This is a genomic window from Microcoleus sp. PH2017_09_SFU_O_A, assembly GCF_020738625.1.
Lineage (GTDB): Bacteria > Cyanobacteriota > Cyanobacteriia > Cyanobacteriales > Microcoleaceae > Microcoleus.
In genome coordinates, this window is sequence record NZ_JAEQCF010000017.1 from 91,420 (window position 1) to 107,233 (window position 15,814).

Sequence of the window (15,814 nt, forward strand, 5' to 3'; positions counted from 1 at the left end):
CACGACAAAGCCTGCGGAGGTGAAAGCAGATTCCTCCGCGACAGACACGAAGAATACGACAGTTTCAGAAATTCCCACTTCCACGACAAAGCCTGCTGAAGTAAAAGCAGATTCTCCAGCGACAGAGACTAAAAACACGACAAAGCCTGTCGAAGTAAAACCAGATTCCTCAGCGATAGAGAGTAAAAGCGCAATAGTTTCAGAAACTCCTAATTCTGCGACAAAGCCTGCTGAGACAAAAGCAGATTCTGCGACGACAGAGACTAAAAACACGACAGTTTCCACTGCTGCGACAAATCCTGCTGAGGTGAAACCAGATTCTCCAGCCACAGAAACTAAAAACGCGACGAATCCTATCGAGAAAAAAGCAGATTCTCCAGTAACAGAAACTAAAAATCCGATTGTTTCGATAAATCCTGCCGAAGTGAAACCAGATTCTCCAGCCATAGAAGCTAAAAACTCTACTGTTTCTACTGCTGTGGCGAATCCTGTCGAGAAAAAACCAGATTCTCCAGCCACAGAAACTCAAAACCCGACTGTTACGAGAAAGCCTGTCGAGAAAAAACTAGATTTCTCAACGACAGAAACCCAAAACGCGACAATTTCCCCAAATCTAGTCCCAACAATCTCAGAAAACACTCAACTAGCCGTCGCAGTTATTCATTCAATAGACGAAATAACAGGTGAAAAAACAGAAACAACTGCCATTCCCTCAGCTTCTACTGAAACAGAAACCGCCGAGTTACCAGGAATACCAGCAGCAACAGACATTCTCACCGGGGAAATTGAAAATACCTCATTAAATCTCCCCAATACCTTTGTCAATGCAGACACTACCGAAATTACCAGCCAAGCCGATGAAAGTTTCCCACTAATTTATGACGAGGAAATTTCCACACTGTTTGAAACTCTCAACCGCACATTAGCCACAGCAGAATCAACCGACAACCATCCACTATCCGAGTCAGAATACACAATTGCCAACTTTGATACCGACTCGGAAAACCTAACTAATATTCCCCAAACAGCCACCACTCAAAATTATTTGCCGTCAGACTCAGCAAATATCATTCCCAACACAGACAATCAGCCAGAAACAACCATTGACGAGTATGCAAACCCTAACTTTGAAACCGAATCCCAAAAAATAACCGTTATTCCAGAAATAGCATCATCCGCAAATAATCAGCCAGAAAATCCTCTTCATATCATCGCCACCAGTCAAAGCGACTCCGAAACCAAGATTAACGAGTACCCAGTTGCTGACACGACTACCGAATTAGAAACAACTCTCAATTCCCCCCAACCAACTCAACTATTAATCGGCATCATCGACACCGGCTTTGCCGCCGACAACCCCAACATCGACTACAGCCAAATCATCCTCGGAAAAGACTTAATCGACAAAGACAACAACCCCCTACTCCAACCAAACGAAGGAAACCAACACGGAAACACAATATTAGAAATAATTGCCGGTGACAAAAACAAAAACAATCACCAAACACCAATTTGGTTGGGAAGAGCCACAGGTTCCGGCAACTGGCACGAATCCTTGATAGAATTTGTAGACACAGCAAAAGCATCAAAACAACCAAACGCCGTAGTTAACCTCAGCTTCGACTTAACCCAAATCAATCCCGACGGCACGCAAACCACACGGCACAAACTGACAGAAACAGAAACAGCAGCACTCAAATACGCCTTTGATAACAACATCCTGATTGTAGCAGCCGCAGGTAATGAAGGCTCGAAATCCTCAGCTCTAGGACAAGCCTCAACCGAATTCCCCAACATCATCACAGTCGGCGCAGCTTCTAACAACAACCGCAGCCCATATTCCAGCTACGGAGAGGGCTTAGACATCCTAGCATTGGACACAATTGGCAGCACAACAGAAACCACAAGCCAACCAAAACAAGGTACATCAATAGCAGCAGCCATCATCACAAAAACCATCTCCCAAATGTGGGAAACCAACCCATCATTCAACCCCCAACAAATCAAAAACATCCTCCTAGAAACAGCAACAGACATCGACGTACCCGGATGGGATGAAAGAACAGGATACGGCATCTTAAACCAAGAATTAGCCATAGCCACCGCCGCCCAAACAATCCCCGCAATCCCAGTATTAGCAGCCACCAAACAATTAATCAAACCCCTAACCAGTCCCGACGAAAACATTAACCAAGCCACAGCCAAACCGTCATCAAGAGCAGCATTAACCAACGCTACAACCAACCAACCAAAAACCACCACTACCTCAACCGGAGACAACAACGTCGGCACCAGTTCCACTACCACAGAACTAGCGCCAAACACTACCAGCAATACCAGCAAATCCGGCAGTACAACCAGCACAAACACCCAAACCAACAGAAGCTACTCACACACAAACTCCAACTGGAACAAAAGCCGTACCAATACCAACAGTAATGGCAACTCTTTTTATGAAACAAAAACAGATACAAACACAAACACCAAGGACTACACAGACAAAAACCTTTCCCTCTACTCAATAGAAAGAACAGATAAATCCCAGTCAAGCAGCAACCGACTCAAATACGAAGGCACAGGAAACAGCCAAACCTCATCCAAACAGAAATGGAGTTCAAATCGCAACTATACCAGTCCTTCACAAACTCAAAAAAGTGCTTCTGACAGTTACCTAAACAGCCAAACTCAATCCGATGGGAAACATGACGGTAACAATGGAGAGAGCAACTCCAAAACCCAAGAAGATTCAGGTTCAAAATCAACGACAAACAATCAGTACACCAGCAGTAATGGAACTTCCGGCGACAACACTACAACTCAAAGAAAAGGAAAAATTAACTGGACTTCGAGCAGCAAAGGCAACAATTCCAACAGCACTTACAGCGGCGATAATTCCGAAGTCACTCAATCCAACTCTCACAGCAAAACAAGCAGCGACTCATACAAAACAAACAACAGCAGCGACAACCATTCAATCACCAACAACACCTGGGACAACACCACAACCAACGGCAAAACCGTCGGTAGTAGCACCCGCGATACTTACTCAGAAGGGAACAGTAATGCTAACAGCAGTTACGATGACGGCAAATCAAAAAATAAGAGCAACACAGACACATATACCCAGAATCAGTCCCAAGAAACAAACAGCAGCAACGGCACTAACTCTTGGAGAAACAATCGAGATAATAATTACTCAGTAACTCAGGGCAACAGCACGGAAAGTTACAAAAATGGGGGAGATACTAGAAACCACAATCGCGACCATTATTCAATCAATAAATCAAACTCTTCCAGCAGTAACAGTGCCGGAAAACCCAGCTCCAAAAACGAAAGTGAAAGCTATTCTGAAAATCAACAGCAGTGGGATACTGAATACAAAGCTGATACTTACACGACCAAAAGTAACAGCGATGAATCGACAATAACCGCGAGTAAAAGTAATAGCAGTACCGAAGGCAACAATACCAATTCGTCTAGCAATAGCGATACCTCAAAGACGAGTAATTCACAGACAGTAACAACTTACAAAGATGGTCGAAAAGAAGAGAATGGCAGTTCGACCTACCAAAAATGGTTGAGGGATAGCAGTTACGATAGTAAGGGGGTAGTGAGTGACGTTTACAAGTATTCTAGCTGGACTTCGAGTTACACCAAGTCTTACTTTAAGGGAGGTTACAGTTGGAGTGAGACTATCAGTGGCTCAGATTCTGAATCGACGACTAAAAGAGCTGTTTATAGCAGTAGTCGCAGTGACTGGAGTTGGACTCGTAGCGGGACAGTCTGGGATGATGGCAGGAATGATTGGAGTGAGAGTTGGTCGAAGTCTAGTTGGAAAGATGGCAAGTATTTGCCGAGTGAATCTGAGTCGAAAAGGGGAGGGTTCGATCCGAAGAAAACAACACCGCAGGTAAATGATGTACCGAAATTTGGGGAGGCACCGCGGTTGAATAAGGCTCCGAAGGGGAAGAATGTGCCACCGGAGTTAAATAAGCCTCCTAAGCCGAGTCAGGATATTTGGACACCACCGCGTCGTACTTTTAAAGAGCTTGAATCTGAGAAGGTAATTAATAATGCTCCTGATAATTGGGTTGCTGGGCCTGGTGGTGGTGGAGAACCTTCTTTCAAGGAAAAAATCAGGAGATTATTGACAACAGGGGCAGGGGCGATCGCCAATTATAACAAGATTTTTGCTTTAATTTTTAGGTCTTCACAATCCGAGCGAAGGACAATAACTCAAGACCCAAAAATGATGCGACTCATCAGAGATAGTTTTAGCAGCAAACCAGAGTTAGCAACTGCAATCGCAGCATCCTTACTCACAGGAGAGCAGCGCTGGAGTAACACTCCCAATGACTTGATTTCCCATTTTTTGTATGGAAATACGGAGAATGCTTTATCTTTTGATGCGACAATGAACTGCTGGGAAATGATTTTATATGCAGCTTTTCTCTGCGGTCAAATTAGTGGTAAACAGATCAAGAATTTTCTAGAATCAACTTACCCAACAGGCCGACAGATGACTACAATGGGATACAGTAGAGATCCAGAGTTACCATTCTACCCAACTCGTAAAAAAGATGCTTCCAGCCCAACAAAATATCCTCAGCCTGGAGATTTAGTGTATTTTACAGATAGAACACCATTTCCTGGTCATGTAGCAATCTCACTATTTGGATCGCTAGTTGTCAGTTTGTGGGAATTTCCAGATCTAGGTGATGGAAAAAAGAATCGCATACAGATTATTGATATTGGCGATTTACCAGGACAAGTACAGATCGGACCTCCTCTTGCAGAAGCGATAAAAGCAGGAAAGATTTAGCAACCATCATGAAAAAGCGTTACCTGTTTGTATCAGCAATTATACTGCTTATAACCGCAGTTATTTTTCAAGAAAAATATTGGCAATCAAAGGAGTTAAAAAACCATAGGCAGCCAGAGGAATCAACAAAACCAATTAGTTGTATGCAACTAAAAATTTGGACTATTGCAAAAAAGGAGTGGAATAATCCAATTAAGCTAGAAGCAGTAGAAATGCAACCCCCTCCTCCTGAAGCGGCGCAAGTTAGAGGGATACCAGGCCCTAAATATTACCCAGTAAGACCTTACATAGAAACCTCTGTAAGTCCAGGAGGACTAGCAAGCACTGTCGTTAAAGGTAACGAGCAAACAATGCCGACTGCTATTTTTGTGAGCAAGACTGCAAAAGTGATACCGCTACTAGAGTCGCCAGGGAGTCTCGGTGCTCGCAGTGACGGAGTTTGGTCTATTCGTAATCAAATAATATCTCACTACGACACCACAGGAGTGCTAAAACAGTCCGTCAAAATTCCTGGTACAGAGATTGTAGGTGTTGAAAAAGACGCTGTTTGGGTGATGAGCCTTGACGAAGCTTGGTTTGTAAGTGCCAGTGGTAAGGTACGTGGGCCGTACCCGTGGAAAGGATTTAATAGTTCAGTTGGATCGGGAATTGCACTGTGCACGTTAGATGGAAACAGTGTGCGTCGCATACAATGTCTAGAACCAGATGGAAAAAAGTATGCTGTTCCTATTGCGTTGCATCAACCTATAAAAGGAACACTTTTATCCTTTTCAAAGGAGCGGGTTCTGACTGTGGGTATTGCTGGTGCATTGGGTTACTACAGCACTAGAAATGTCAATGCTGACTTAACCATAGAGAATGCGGGTCTTACATCAACAGGCGATGCTTTTGTGTCTCTTAATGTCGATAACAAATGGGCAGATATTTGCATTAGTAATGGTAGATATCGAAGGCTTTCTATTAAATACAAAAAGCCAGATTTACCATTTTCTATTCCATTCATACATAACTCATTTCCCTTTCCGCTGAGACTAAATGTAGTTGCAGTTGAGGGCGATCGCACGTTGGTTTACGGTTTCGATCGCGCTGTGTGGTACAAGGGATCTCGCGTTGAGAAAACTTTTGTAGTGGACGATAATGTCTATCGCAAAGATATATTTCCTTATCACTGGAGGACTGCTACTAATTTTGTAACTGCGAATAGTTCAGATGGAACAATAATTATTTCAACAAGCGGGCCAACTGGAATGGCAATTATTGGGATGCGTTGGAATCCTGAATCTAAGTAGTTGGACGTGTCGGTGAATGTTGAAAAGTGACTGATTTATAATCCGATCGCCCTCGCGCCCTCGCCCCCGCACAGTCAAACACCAGTTTTGTGCGAGCTCTGTGATTGTCGTTTGCGTGCACGAGGGATCTCGCACGTTAAGAGTTGGTAGACTCACAATTACCTATTCCTCACCCATTCCCGGAATTCTCGCACTGCTGCGGTTGCGCCTGCTGTTTGAGTGCGATCGATCGGTCTGTTGCGATTTTCATGTTCCGGTAGCGGCACCATAATTTCTAATTGACCTTGATGATAAGCAATTCTTGTCGAACGTTGGTTTCCCAGTTACGCGAGCAAATATTCATATAATTTATAACTGATATTTGGCAGTAAAACTCTTTGTTCAGAGGACGTTGATATTGTTAATATTTGAGTTGGGTTTGTATTAATGACTATTTGTTTGTGTAAAATAGCAGGGAGTGCAAAACATTGACTTTATGACTAAGTTTCCCCACGATCAGTTTGCTAAAGAATACCTTCAAGAGTTATTGTCGCCTCTGGGAGAAGTAGAAACCAGCAAAGATGTCACCGCTGAAGTCAGAGAAATTGATGTCTGGTTTCAACCCACTTCTTTTGAGGGCGAATATGTTCAGAGTTTGGGTTTATTGGGTAAGATGGCTGCTACTGTAGCTGTGATTGAGCCGTTTCGCAATCCGGTTAATACTGAGGGAATCTTCAGTTGTGTGGTAAAACTATTAAATAGTAGGGCGAAACTGGGGCGGCAGACTAATCGAGAAGACCAGCGTTTAGAAGAAAGACAATTGCCGAGGTTGTGGATTTTAACTCCCACTGCTTCGGAACTTTTACTGGACAGTTTTGGTTTTCGGGTTCCCGAAGAGTCGGAGGGCTGGGCGAAAGGAGTTTATTTTTTAACTCAGGTTTGGAGAGTCGGACTAATCGCGATTCACCAGCTACCGAGAAGCCCCGAGACTATGTGGTTGCGGATGTTGGGCCGCGGGCGGGTACAGGAACAGGCGATCGCAGAACTAAGTGCGTTGCCTGTCGATAATCCACTCCGAACTAACGCGCTAGAATTATTGTACATCTTGCAGGCAAATTTGCAAGCGAATACACCACCTATTCCCGCAGGGGATGATGAAGATCAGGAGTTAGTTATGGCGATTGCACCTCTTTTTCAACAACATTTAGAAGCTGCACAACAACAAGGCCTCCAACAAGGCCTCCAACAAGGCCTCCAACAAGGCCGGGAAGAAGGACAGCGGATGATTTTGGAGAGTTTTTTGCAAGTTAGATATGGGGAGTTAGACCCACGAACTGTCGCATTAATTCTACCGATTTCGGCTTTGCCTGTTGCCGAGTTCACCTTGCTGTTAGTGCAATTGTCTACTCTGCCTGCGGGAGAAAATGAACACCAAAATGTGCAAATTTTGTTGGCACAAACAGTTATGGAAAAAACCTTCATTCAATCGGGACAATTAGAAGAAATCCCGGTAAATCTCATCCCCTATCTGCTGGCTTTATCCCCAGACAATTTATCATCGCTGTTGGCAGACTTGCCTCAATTATCGATTGAAGAACTGATGGCTAGATTGGCACAATCATTGACTTAGAAAAAAATAAACTGACGGGTAATAGCCTGTCAATATTGGGGCGGTTTCTCACAGACACCGCCTCTATATTTTGCAGATGTCAATAGCTACGGTCATGCGCTACTGTAGTTAATAGTAGACTGTGGTCATTAGTCCTTGTTGTATGAAGCTGCGATCGTTCTTTTCTTTCCTCATTGCTGGCGTTTTGGCTCTCTTAGCCTTGAGTGCAGGCGGTTTTTACTGGCTGTCAACCAAAACTCCCCTCAATCTGCTCGCCGGTGGGCCGACAACTACTCCGGCTGCGGCTGTGTTTGTCTCGAAACAATCACCTGTGTTAGTTTCAATGCTGGTAAATCCCGATCGCCTCGAAGCATTGCGACAAATCTTTGCCTCTCCTGAAGAAAGAAGCCGATCGCACGCTGAATTCGAGCAAATAAAAAAAAGCTTCCTCGTTAATACTGGCCTGGATTACAGTCGCGATATCCAACCTTGGATAGGTGACGAAATTACTTTCGCCACCACCACGCCAGATTTCGACGATCGCGAACTCAACAACGGCAAACAAACCGGGTTTTTGCTAGCCGTTTCCTCCCAAAATGCCGATCGCAGTCAAGAATTTCTCACTTCCTACTGGCAAAAAGAATCTCGTAAGGAGAAAACTGTGCAGTCGGAAGTATACAAAGGTGTCAAAATTTATTATAAAGAGTCACCAATAACTAACCCTAAAAAAGATTCGATTTGGTCTTTCAACTCGCTTTCTCTACCAAATTCAACTTTGCCTCCCAGCTTTGCAACAGCAGCAATCGGCGGTAGTTCTGATTCAGGAAGTAACAGTAGTTTTGTTTTATTTTCCAACAGTCCGAATGTGCTGCGAGATGCAATTGATAACGTAGAATCAGCAAACCGGAATCTCAACAACAGTCCTAACTATCAAAAAGCTTTGCAGCAGCTAACTCAAGGCAGAATAGCTTTAGGATTTGTCAATCTCCCGCAGTCGGAAACCAAGCAAAATTCCCAAGTTTCCCCCAATTCCCTCGCAGTTGCTATCGGAGTCAACCGACGGGGATTGCTGGCCCAAACTGCTTTGGTGACATCGGGAGACAAAACAGCAATTCCCACACTCTCCGCACCAGTGCAAGCCTTGCAGTACATACCCTCAGCCAGTCCTTTCACTGTCGCCAGCACCGATTTAAGGAATTTTTGGACTGATTTGTCATCGGCGGTGTCAACTAACGCAGAGGCTTCAAAATTAGTCGATCGCGCGATCGCAGATCTTCAGGAAAATTGGGGCGTCAATTTGCCCCAAGATATATTTAACTGGGTACAAGGAGAATACGCTTTAGCCGTGGTTCCGAGTTCGTCAAACACTCCCGACTGGATTTTTGCGGCCGAGAAATCTGCTGATGCTCAAAAGGCGATCGACAAACTCGATGAAATTGCCCGCAGCAAAGAATACAGTATCGGCAACTTTACTCTCAGAAACCAGAAAATTACCGCTTGGACGCAGTTGACAACGAGCCAGAGTTACGATGTAAACAACAATAGCAAAAGTGCGATCGAAACCGAGGCAAAAGGAGTTCGAGCCACTGTCGGCAAATACGAAATTTTCACGACTTCCGTAGAAGCAATGGACGCAGCACTCAAAGCAGCCGAAACAGGCTCTTTGGTGGCAAATCAAGATTTTCAAACCAGCATCGAACCGCTACCGCCAGCTAACGACGGCTATTTTTATTTAGACTGGCCCTCCAGCAGAGCAATTTGGGAAAAACAAATCCCGCTGTTGAGGTTAATTGAACTTTCTGCAAGACCACTTTTTGACCACTTGCGATCGCTCACCGTCACCAGTACGGGAGAAATAACAGGAATTCGCAAAGCTACAATATTTATGCGGCTGAATTAGTCAGTTGTCAGTTGTCAGTTGTCAATAATTCGGACAGTTTGATGCCATCCGTAGGGGTGGTAAAAACCCGGTTTTTTACGTAAACGCACCTCGACCATCTATCAGCAGTGCAGTGGGAGCATCTCAGTTTTGATTTTATAGTGCTGTCCCCGCTCGCGATCTATCCAACACTCGCGAGCGGGGACGCTCGCACTGTAAAGAAATTGCTTTTTCCAAAAGTGAGAGGCTCCCAGTCCAGTCATGAGTCATAGCACGTTTAAAAATTATTGGCACAAACATTGTGTTTGGGCTTACTGTCTCATAACTAATGACTGATAACGTTCGCGAGCTCTTAAGCTCGCAAAACATGACTAATGACTAATAGCGTTCGCGAGTAACGTTCGCGAGCTCTTAAGCTCGCAAAACATGACTAATGACTAATGACTACTCAGGATTGACTACTATTGGGTTGGGTGGTGTTTTAGGTTTCCCAAAATAGGCTTGAAACACCTCTTTGGCGATGGGGGCCGCGGCAACAGAACCAAAACCGCCATTTTCCACAACCACGGCGATCGCAATTTCCGGCTTGTCCGCAGGCCCATAGGCCACATACAGCGAGTGATCCTTCTGTCCGATCACCTCCGAAGTCCCAGTTTTGCCCGCTGTTAGTGGAATTGAACCGTCATTGAGCCCCTGTCCCGTACCGTCGGTAACTACTGCCACGAGTCCTTCTTTAATCACATTAACTGTCGAAGGTTTCATCCCCGTAGGTACTGGTTTTGTCTCAGGCTTGCCAGTCAGAGAACTCAAAAGATGCGGTTTGACCCGATTACCACCATTGGCGATCGAACCTACCATCACCGCCGCCTCCAAAGGAGTCACCAACACGAACCCTTGACCGATCGACATTGTTACCGTATCACCAGCATACCAAGGTTCTTTATAGATTTTTTCCTTCTGGGCCGGGGTCGGCATTTGACCGTGATCGCCACCGCCTAGGCCCAAAAGCTTCAAATCCGTATCCTTGCCAATGCCCAAGCGGTGTCCCCACTTAGCAATTTCGTCCGGCCCGGCACTCATCCCGATTTGATAAAAAAACGTATTGCTGCTGAAAGCCAAGGCATCCCGAAAGCCGATGTTTCCGTAACCGCCGCTGTGTTCGTTAAAATCAATTCCCCCCACAGTAATGTAAGACGAAGTACCAATAATTGAGTCCGGCGAAAACTTGCCCGACTCCATCCCCGCGACGGAAGTCACAATTTTAAACGTGCTGCCGGGGGGATAGCCTTGCATGGTTCGATTCACAAATGGATTTTCTTCCTGTTGAAGAGTTGCCCAATCATCCTTAGTGATTTTTCGCGTAAACAAATTGGGGTCAAAAGTCGGGTGGCTGGCCAAAACTAATACCGCGCCGGTTTTCACATCAAGGGCCACTACTGCTCCCCGGCGGTTCCCCAGGGCTGTTTCGGCTGCTTTTTGCATGGACAAGTCTATGGTTAGCTGCACTGCCTCGCCCGGTTTGGGCGGTGTCTCCCCCATCAGTCGCAATTCTTGATTTTGGGCATTTACTTCGATCAGCCGATCGCCCCACACACCCGCAATTTCCTTGTTAGAACTTGCTTCTATGCCCATCTGACCGACAATCATCCCCATTGGATATTCCGGGTGAGCTTTCAAGTCTTCTGCGGTAGCTTCGCCAATATATCCCAAAACGTGAGCAGCTAAACTGCCTTCGGGATAGTAGCGGCTTGCTTCTGGCCGCACTTCCACTCCCCGCATTTGTCCCACCTGTTCTGCTAGCGGTACAAACAATGCTGGTGGCATAGCTTGCTTGATTCGCACCGGTCTGTAGGATAGAGGATCGACTTTTTTTAATTTCTCTAATATTTCTTTAGCCGGGATTTTTAGCAGCGGACTCAACTTTTGTGCTGTCACTTTCCACTCTTCGGGCGTTTGTTCTTTCGGCCACAAATAGACCGATCGAGCTAAATTGTTAGCCGCTAGCAGCTTGCCTTTGCGATCGACAATGTGTCCGCGATTCGCCGGCATCGGTACTAGGCGAACGCGATTGTTTTCGGCTCGTTCTCGGTTTTGCTTGCCTTGTACCAGTTGCAATTCCACCAGCCGGCTAGCGTGCAGGCCCAGCAAACCGGTTGCTACTAGCATTAACACGATCGCCCGGTGTATCGGACGCGACTGTTTCTTAGGAGTTTCCAGCAGAGTTTTGTCATTCGAGCGAAATTCAGAGAGCGCAGAAATTTCTCGTTGCATCATTCTATAGGTAGATGTTAAATCCTAGATTTTAGAGTCCTGATTGTCAATTTTGCAGTATACATCATCACACCCGGGGCCGTTCTATAGGTGCAAGCTGCATTAACGGGAATTGACCGTTGGGCGAAGCGGAAAGATTGTTGACACTCCCCGGCAGTCAAGGCACGGGGATTCTTAAGACATTTCGGTCTTAATATCCCTATGGCTAGGGTTCCCAAACTCACCACATTTGCTTTTTGAGCGTGGTGATACCTTTTGGGCGTCTAGGTACATAGTACCAGGTTTCGCAGAGTCCCCGCGTACCATTTTCAAAGCTCGATCTCTAATCGTTTTTGCAGCACCAATATCAGCGTGTTCATGATAGCCACATTCTACACAGATGAATTTTTCACCATCTCTGTTGGACTTATCTATATGACCACAATTTCGACATTCTTGGCTAGAGTGTTTAGGATTGACTTTAATGACGACCTTTCCTTGCTTTGCAGCTAGATACTCAATCTTCAAAATCAATTCACCCCAGCCTGCATCAGAAATAGAGCGATTTAAACCTTTTTTTCTGGACTGTCCATTTTTGAGAAATCTTCCAGTTTTCTCCTCAATTTTTACACGACAACGACGTAGCATTCCAGAAATATGTAAATCTTCTAAAGCAATTGCATCAATATTTCGCTCCACTATTTTGTGAGCGACTTTCCATTGATACGCTTGACGCCGATTGCTGATTTTTTGATGTAATAGTCCTACTTTTTTGGCTGTTTTTTTCCGATTTTTACTGCCTTTGACTTGGCGACTAACTCGTCTCTGTCTAATTTTTAAGGTGCGTTTAACTTTTTTATTAGTTGAAAATTTGGGATTTTCAATTTGATATCCATCGGAAAGATGCACCAGCTTGGTAATCCCTAAGTCGCATCCAATTACTTTAACCACATCCTGGAGAGATTTAGCCTTGTAATCGGGAACAGACTTGTCTTCGATCCTCAGAGACACGTACCAACCATTTTGGCGCTTCCTGACAGCACAAGCCTTGATAGTGAAACCATCAGGGATTGAGCGTGAGTTATAAAACCGCATCCAACCTACTTTGGGCAAGTAGATTTTGTTACCTTGTATCTTTATTCCCATTACAAAAGTAAAAGAGGTAAAGTTACTACGGTTTTTGAATTGAGGAAATCCTCTGCCTTCAAAAAAGTTTCTGTAGGCAGTATCTAAACGTTTAACGTTCTGTTGCAAAACTGTTGAGTCACTGCCACTATACCAAGGTCTAGCTATTTTGAGCTTCGGTAAGGATGTGATTTGAATGTCACCAGCAGTGCGACGAGGATTTTTGAGTTTACCTTCAAAATCTACCTTGCCATCTTTCCAGGGATTGCCGGTTGCACCATTTTTACTGACGAAGCAGGTTAACGGACAAGCTTCAACCTGATTTCTGATATCGCAGTAGTCTCCTTGAACAAACTGTTGGTTATATTGAATGATTCTGTCGTTCAGGCACCAGTTATAGTGACTTCTCAACATATCCACCCAGTTTGAGATTTTTAAATCTTGGGTTTGATTTGGACGAAGTTTGTAAACATAGTTGGTCAACAAGATTGAGTCACCTCCTGTTTGTTGTGTACCTGATTTAAGCTTAAACTAAAATCTATTGGATTGAAGGGTTTGTCATACTTCTTTGTATTGAAAAGGTTTAAAAGTTGAAGCCTTGCTCTATATTTGAATTAAAGCCGTCCTATAATGACGGGGTTTTCAACCCAATTTTCTGATAATTGGCTTTTGAATAACTAATAACTCGTCACCGATCGCTGCAAACTAATCGCCCAAGCACCAAGAAATAGCCAGCAAAATCAAAGTCAGGCTGAGCCAAACCGGGAAATGGAGCCAGCCAGATAGAGTCATAGGTAACAATAGCAAAACCTCGGCGAATAGGGAAGCAATTCCCAATACAGAGGCAAGCAGTATCAAATTTATCATCTTGACACCGTACAATTGCGGGTATGAGCGTGGCGCGTGTGGCAGAACTGGGAGTGGCACGAGGAAGGGCGATCGCACAGGTGTTGTTCTGATAAAAATAAGGAAGAGAAACCAAGAGGTTTTGAACTAATTAAAAAAAAATGTTCTTCCTCTCCTAGTTCGGATTCTTGGGGCTGCGATGGGTAAATTCTGAGTTGTGATTTTAAGTTGTGACAGAGGAGTAGTGCCATGTTGTTTAATCCGCGAGTTCATTTCAAAAACGCTGCGATCTTGGCTGCGACTTGTGCGATCGCCACCCACCCAGTTTTAGCAGAAACAGCCAATTTCGGCACATTAATTTTATCGCGAGGTTTTGGGGCCCCAACAGCAGCTTTGAGAGGTTCCACAGGCGGATCGTACTCTCTATCTGCCATTGCCAACGCCGATCGCCACAAAAACAAATGTTTGGGTTTTGCCACCCCCACTCCCGACCACATCATAGTCTTGCAGCAAAACTTGGACAAACTTACCATCCAAGTCAACAGCGGAGGCAAGGACACCACCTTACTCGTACAAGGCCCCGGTAACACCGTGCGCTGCGGAGACGATACAGGTCAGAATAAAGATGCTGGCATTGTAGATTCAGACTGGCAAGCAGGCTCATACAAAATTTGGGTCGGCACACTCGAACCCGGAGTCAAGTCTAACTATACGATCTCAGTACAGGAATAGGGTGCAGTGGCGCTGTGAGGTGGGGACAATCGAATATCTTCAAATTTTATCGCAATCTCCCCCAATCTGCTCCAGGGACACTCCCCCAATCTCCGACTCCCCAAATCTCGCGCTCCGCCACTAACTTCCCCCATCAAGTAAAATGTAAGATCGAAAGTGCCGTGTTTAACCAAAATTGGTAAATCCGAAAGTGCTAAAGACTCTTAGAGCTGACTTCAGTATAATTTTCGATCGCGACCCAGCCGCTCGCAACTGGCTGGAAGTTTTGTTTTGTTACCCAGGTCTTCAGGCCCTAGTGCTGCACCGCCTCGCACACTGGCTTTACGTACTGGGTCTTCCCTTCATTCCCCGCTTAATTTCCCACATTGCTCGCTTTTTGACCGGCATTGAAATTCACCCAGGGGCAACGATCGGCAAAAGCGTCTTCATCGACCACGGTATGGGGGTTGTGATTGGCGAAACAGCGATCGTCGGCGATTTTGCCCTAATTTACCAAGGTGTCACCCTCGGCGGCACAGGCAAGGAAAGTGGCAAACGTCACCCTACCGTCGGTGAAAATGTAGTTGTCGGTGCCGGCGCCAAGGTACTCGGCAACCTGCTAATTGGCAACAACGTTCGCATCGGCGCCGGTTCCGTCGTCCTGCGAGACGTACCATCTGACTGTACCGTTGTAGGGATTCCCGGCCGCATTGTTTATCGATCGGGAGTGCGCGTCAATCCCCTAGAACACGGCAGTTTGCCGGATTCCGAAGCTGCGGTAATTCGCTCTTTAGTCGATCGTATCGAATCCCTCGAACAGCAACTAAAAAGTTTGATTCCCCAACCATCTGCCTCATTAACTTCTGTTTCCGATTTCCATTCAGCATTCTCAACTTTAAATCAAACCAGTCATGTAGCTGTAGCTGAAAAAAACCAATTAGCTGTTGCCACCGCTTGTCAGTTAAAAGATAAAGCAATTCAAGAATTTTTCGACGGCACCGGCATCTAAAATTTGAATTGGGAATTGGGAATTGGGAATTGGGAATTGGGAATTGGGAATTGGGAATTGGGAATTGGGAATTGGGAATTGGGAATTGGGAATTGGGCATTGGGCATTGGGCATTGGGCATTGGGAATTGGGCATTGGGCAAACAGGGCATTGGGAAGAAGGCCAAACAGGGAAGAATGCCCGCGCAGGGCATTGGAACCAATAACCAATAACCAATAACCAATAACCAATAACCAATAACCAATAACCAATAACCAATAACCAATAACCAATAACCAATAACCAATAACCAATA

10 protein-coding genes are annotated in these 15,814 nt (G+C 45.1%); 7 read left to right on the forward strand and 3 right to left on the reverse strand.

What is annotated here, in order from left to right; genetic code table 11:
* The first annotated feature begins 19 nt into the window (after positions 1-19).
* The 4 genes from JGK16_RS09415 to JGK16_RS09430 all read left to right on the forward strand — a co-directional run bounded on the left by JGK16_RS09415 (position 20) and on the right by JGK16_RS09430 (position 9,599).
* Positions 20-4,822 carry a S8 family serine peptidase gene (locus JGK16_RS09415; protein WP_293202991.1) on the forward strand — a complete coding sequence of 1,601 codons (4,803 nt, stop codon included), beginning with the start codon at positions 20-22 and terminating at the stop codon, positions 4,820-4,822.
* Between the two features lie 8 nt (positions 4,823-4,830).
* Positions 4,831-6,111 (forward strand): hypothetical protein, encoded by a 1,281-nt coding sequence (locus tag JGK16_RS09420; protein WP_293190326.1) that lies wholly within the window; start codon positions 4,831-4,833, stop codon positions 6,109-6,111.
* 475 nt (positions 6,112-6,586) lie between these two features.
* Positions 6,587-7,720 (forward strand): flagellar assembly protein H, encoded by a 1,134-nt coding sequence (locus JGK16_RS09425; protein ID WP_293176427.1) that lies wholly within the window; start codon positions 6,587-6,589, stop codon positions 7,718-7,720.
* Positions 7,721-7,862: 142 nt separating this feature from the next.
* Entirely contained in the window at positions 7,863-9,599 is a 1,737-nt protein-coding gene (locus JGK16_RS09430) for a DUF3352 domain-containing protein (protein WP_293176429.1), read from the forward strand.
* Positions 9,600-10,022: 423 nt separating this feature from the next.
* Here the strand turns inward: JGK16_RS09430 and mrdA are convergent, their stop codons facing one another.
* From mrdA to JGK16_RS09445, 3 genes are all read right to left on the reverse strand, one after another.
* Positions 10,023-11,852: a penicillin-binding protein 2 gene (gene mrdA / locus JGK16_RS09435; RefSeq protein ID WP_293176431.1), complete on the reverse strand. Its 1,830-nt coding sequence runs from the start codon at positions 11,850-11,852 to the stop codon at positions 10,023-10,025.
* A gap of 171 nt (positions 11,853-12,023) precedes the next feature.
* Positions 12,024-13,439 (reverse strand): transposase, encoded by a 1,416-nt coding sequence (locus JGK16_RS09440; protein ID WP_293202993.1) that lies wholly within the window; start codon positions 13,437-13,439, stop codon positions 12,024-12,026.
* 202 nt (positions 13,440-13,641) lie between these two features.
* Positions 13,642-13,935: a hypothetical protein gene (locus JGK16_RS09445; RefSeq protein WP_293176435.1), complete on the reverse strand. Its 294-nt coding sequence runs from the start codon at positions 13,933-13,935 to the stop codon at positions 13,642-13,644.
* 113 nt (positions 13,936-14,048) lie between these two features.
* Here JGK16_RS09445 and JGK16_RS09450 point away from each other — a divergent pair, with 113 nt between their 5' ends.
* The 3 genes from JGK16_RS09450 (at position 14,049) to JGK16_RS09460 (ending at position 15,731) form a co-directional block, all read left to right on the forward strand.
* The gene (locus tag JGK16_RS09450; RefSeq protein ID WP_293176437.1) at positions 14,049-14,531 is read left to right on the forward strand and encodes a hypothetical protein; all 483 of its coding nucleotides are present in this window, start codon (positions 14,049-14,051) and stop codon (positions 14,529-14,531) included.
* 190 nt (positions 14,532-14,721) lie between these two features.
* Positions 14,722-15,519, forward strand: a complete 798-nt coding sequence (gene cysE / locus JGK16_RS09455; protein ID WP_293176439.1) for a serine O-acetyltransferase — start codon at positions 14,722-14,724, stop codon at positions 15,517-15,519.
* 8 nt (positions 15,520-15,527) lie between these two features.
* Positions 15,528-15,731, forward strand: a complete 204-nt coding sequence (locus tag JGK16_RS09460) for a hypothetical protein (RefSeq protein ID WP_293190336.1) — start codon at positions 15,528-15,530, stop codon at positions 15,729-15,731.
* The last annotated feature ends 83 nt before the right edge of the window (positions 15,732-15,814 follow it).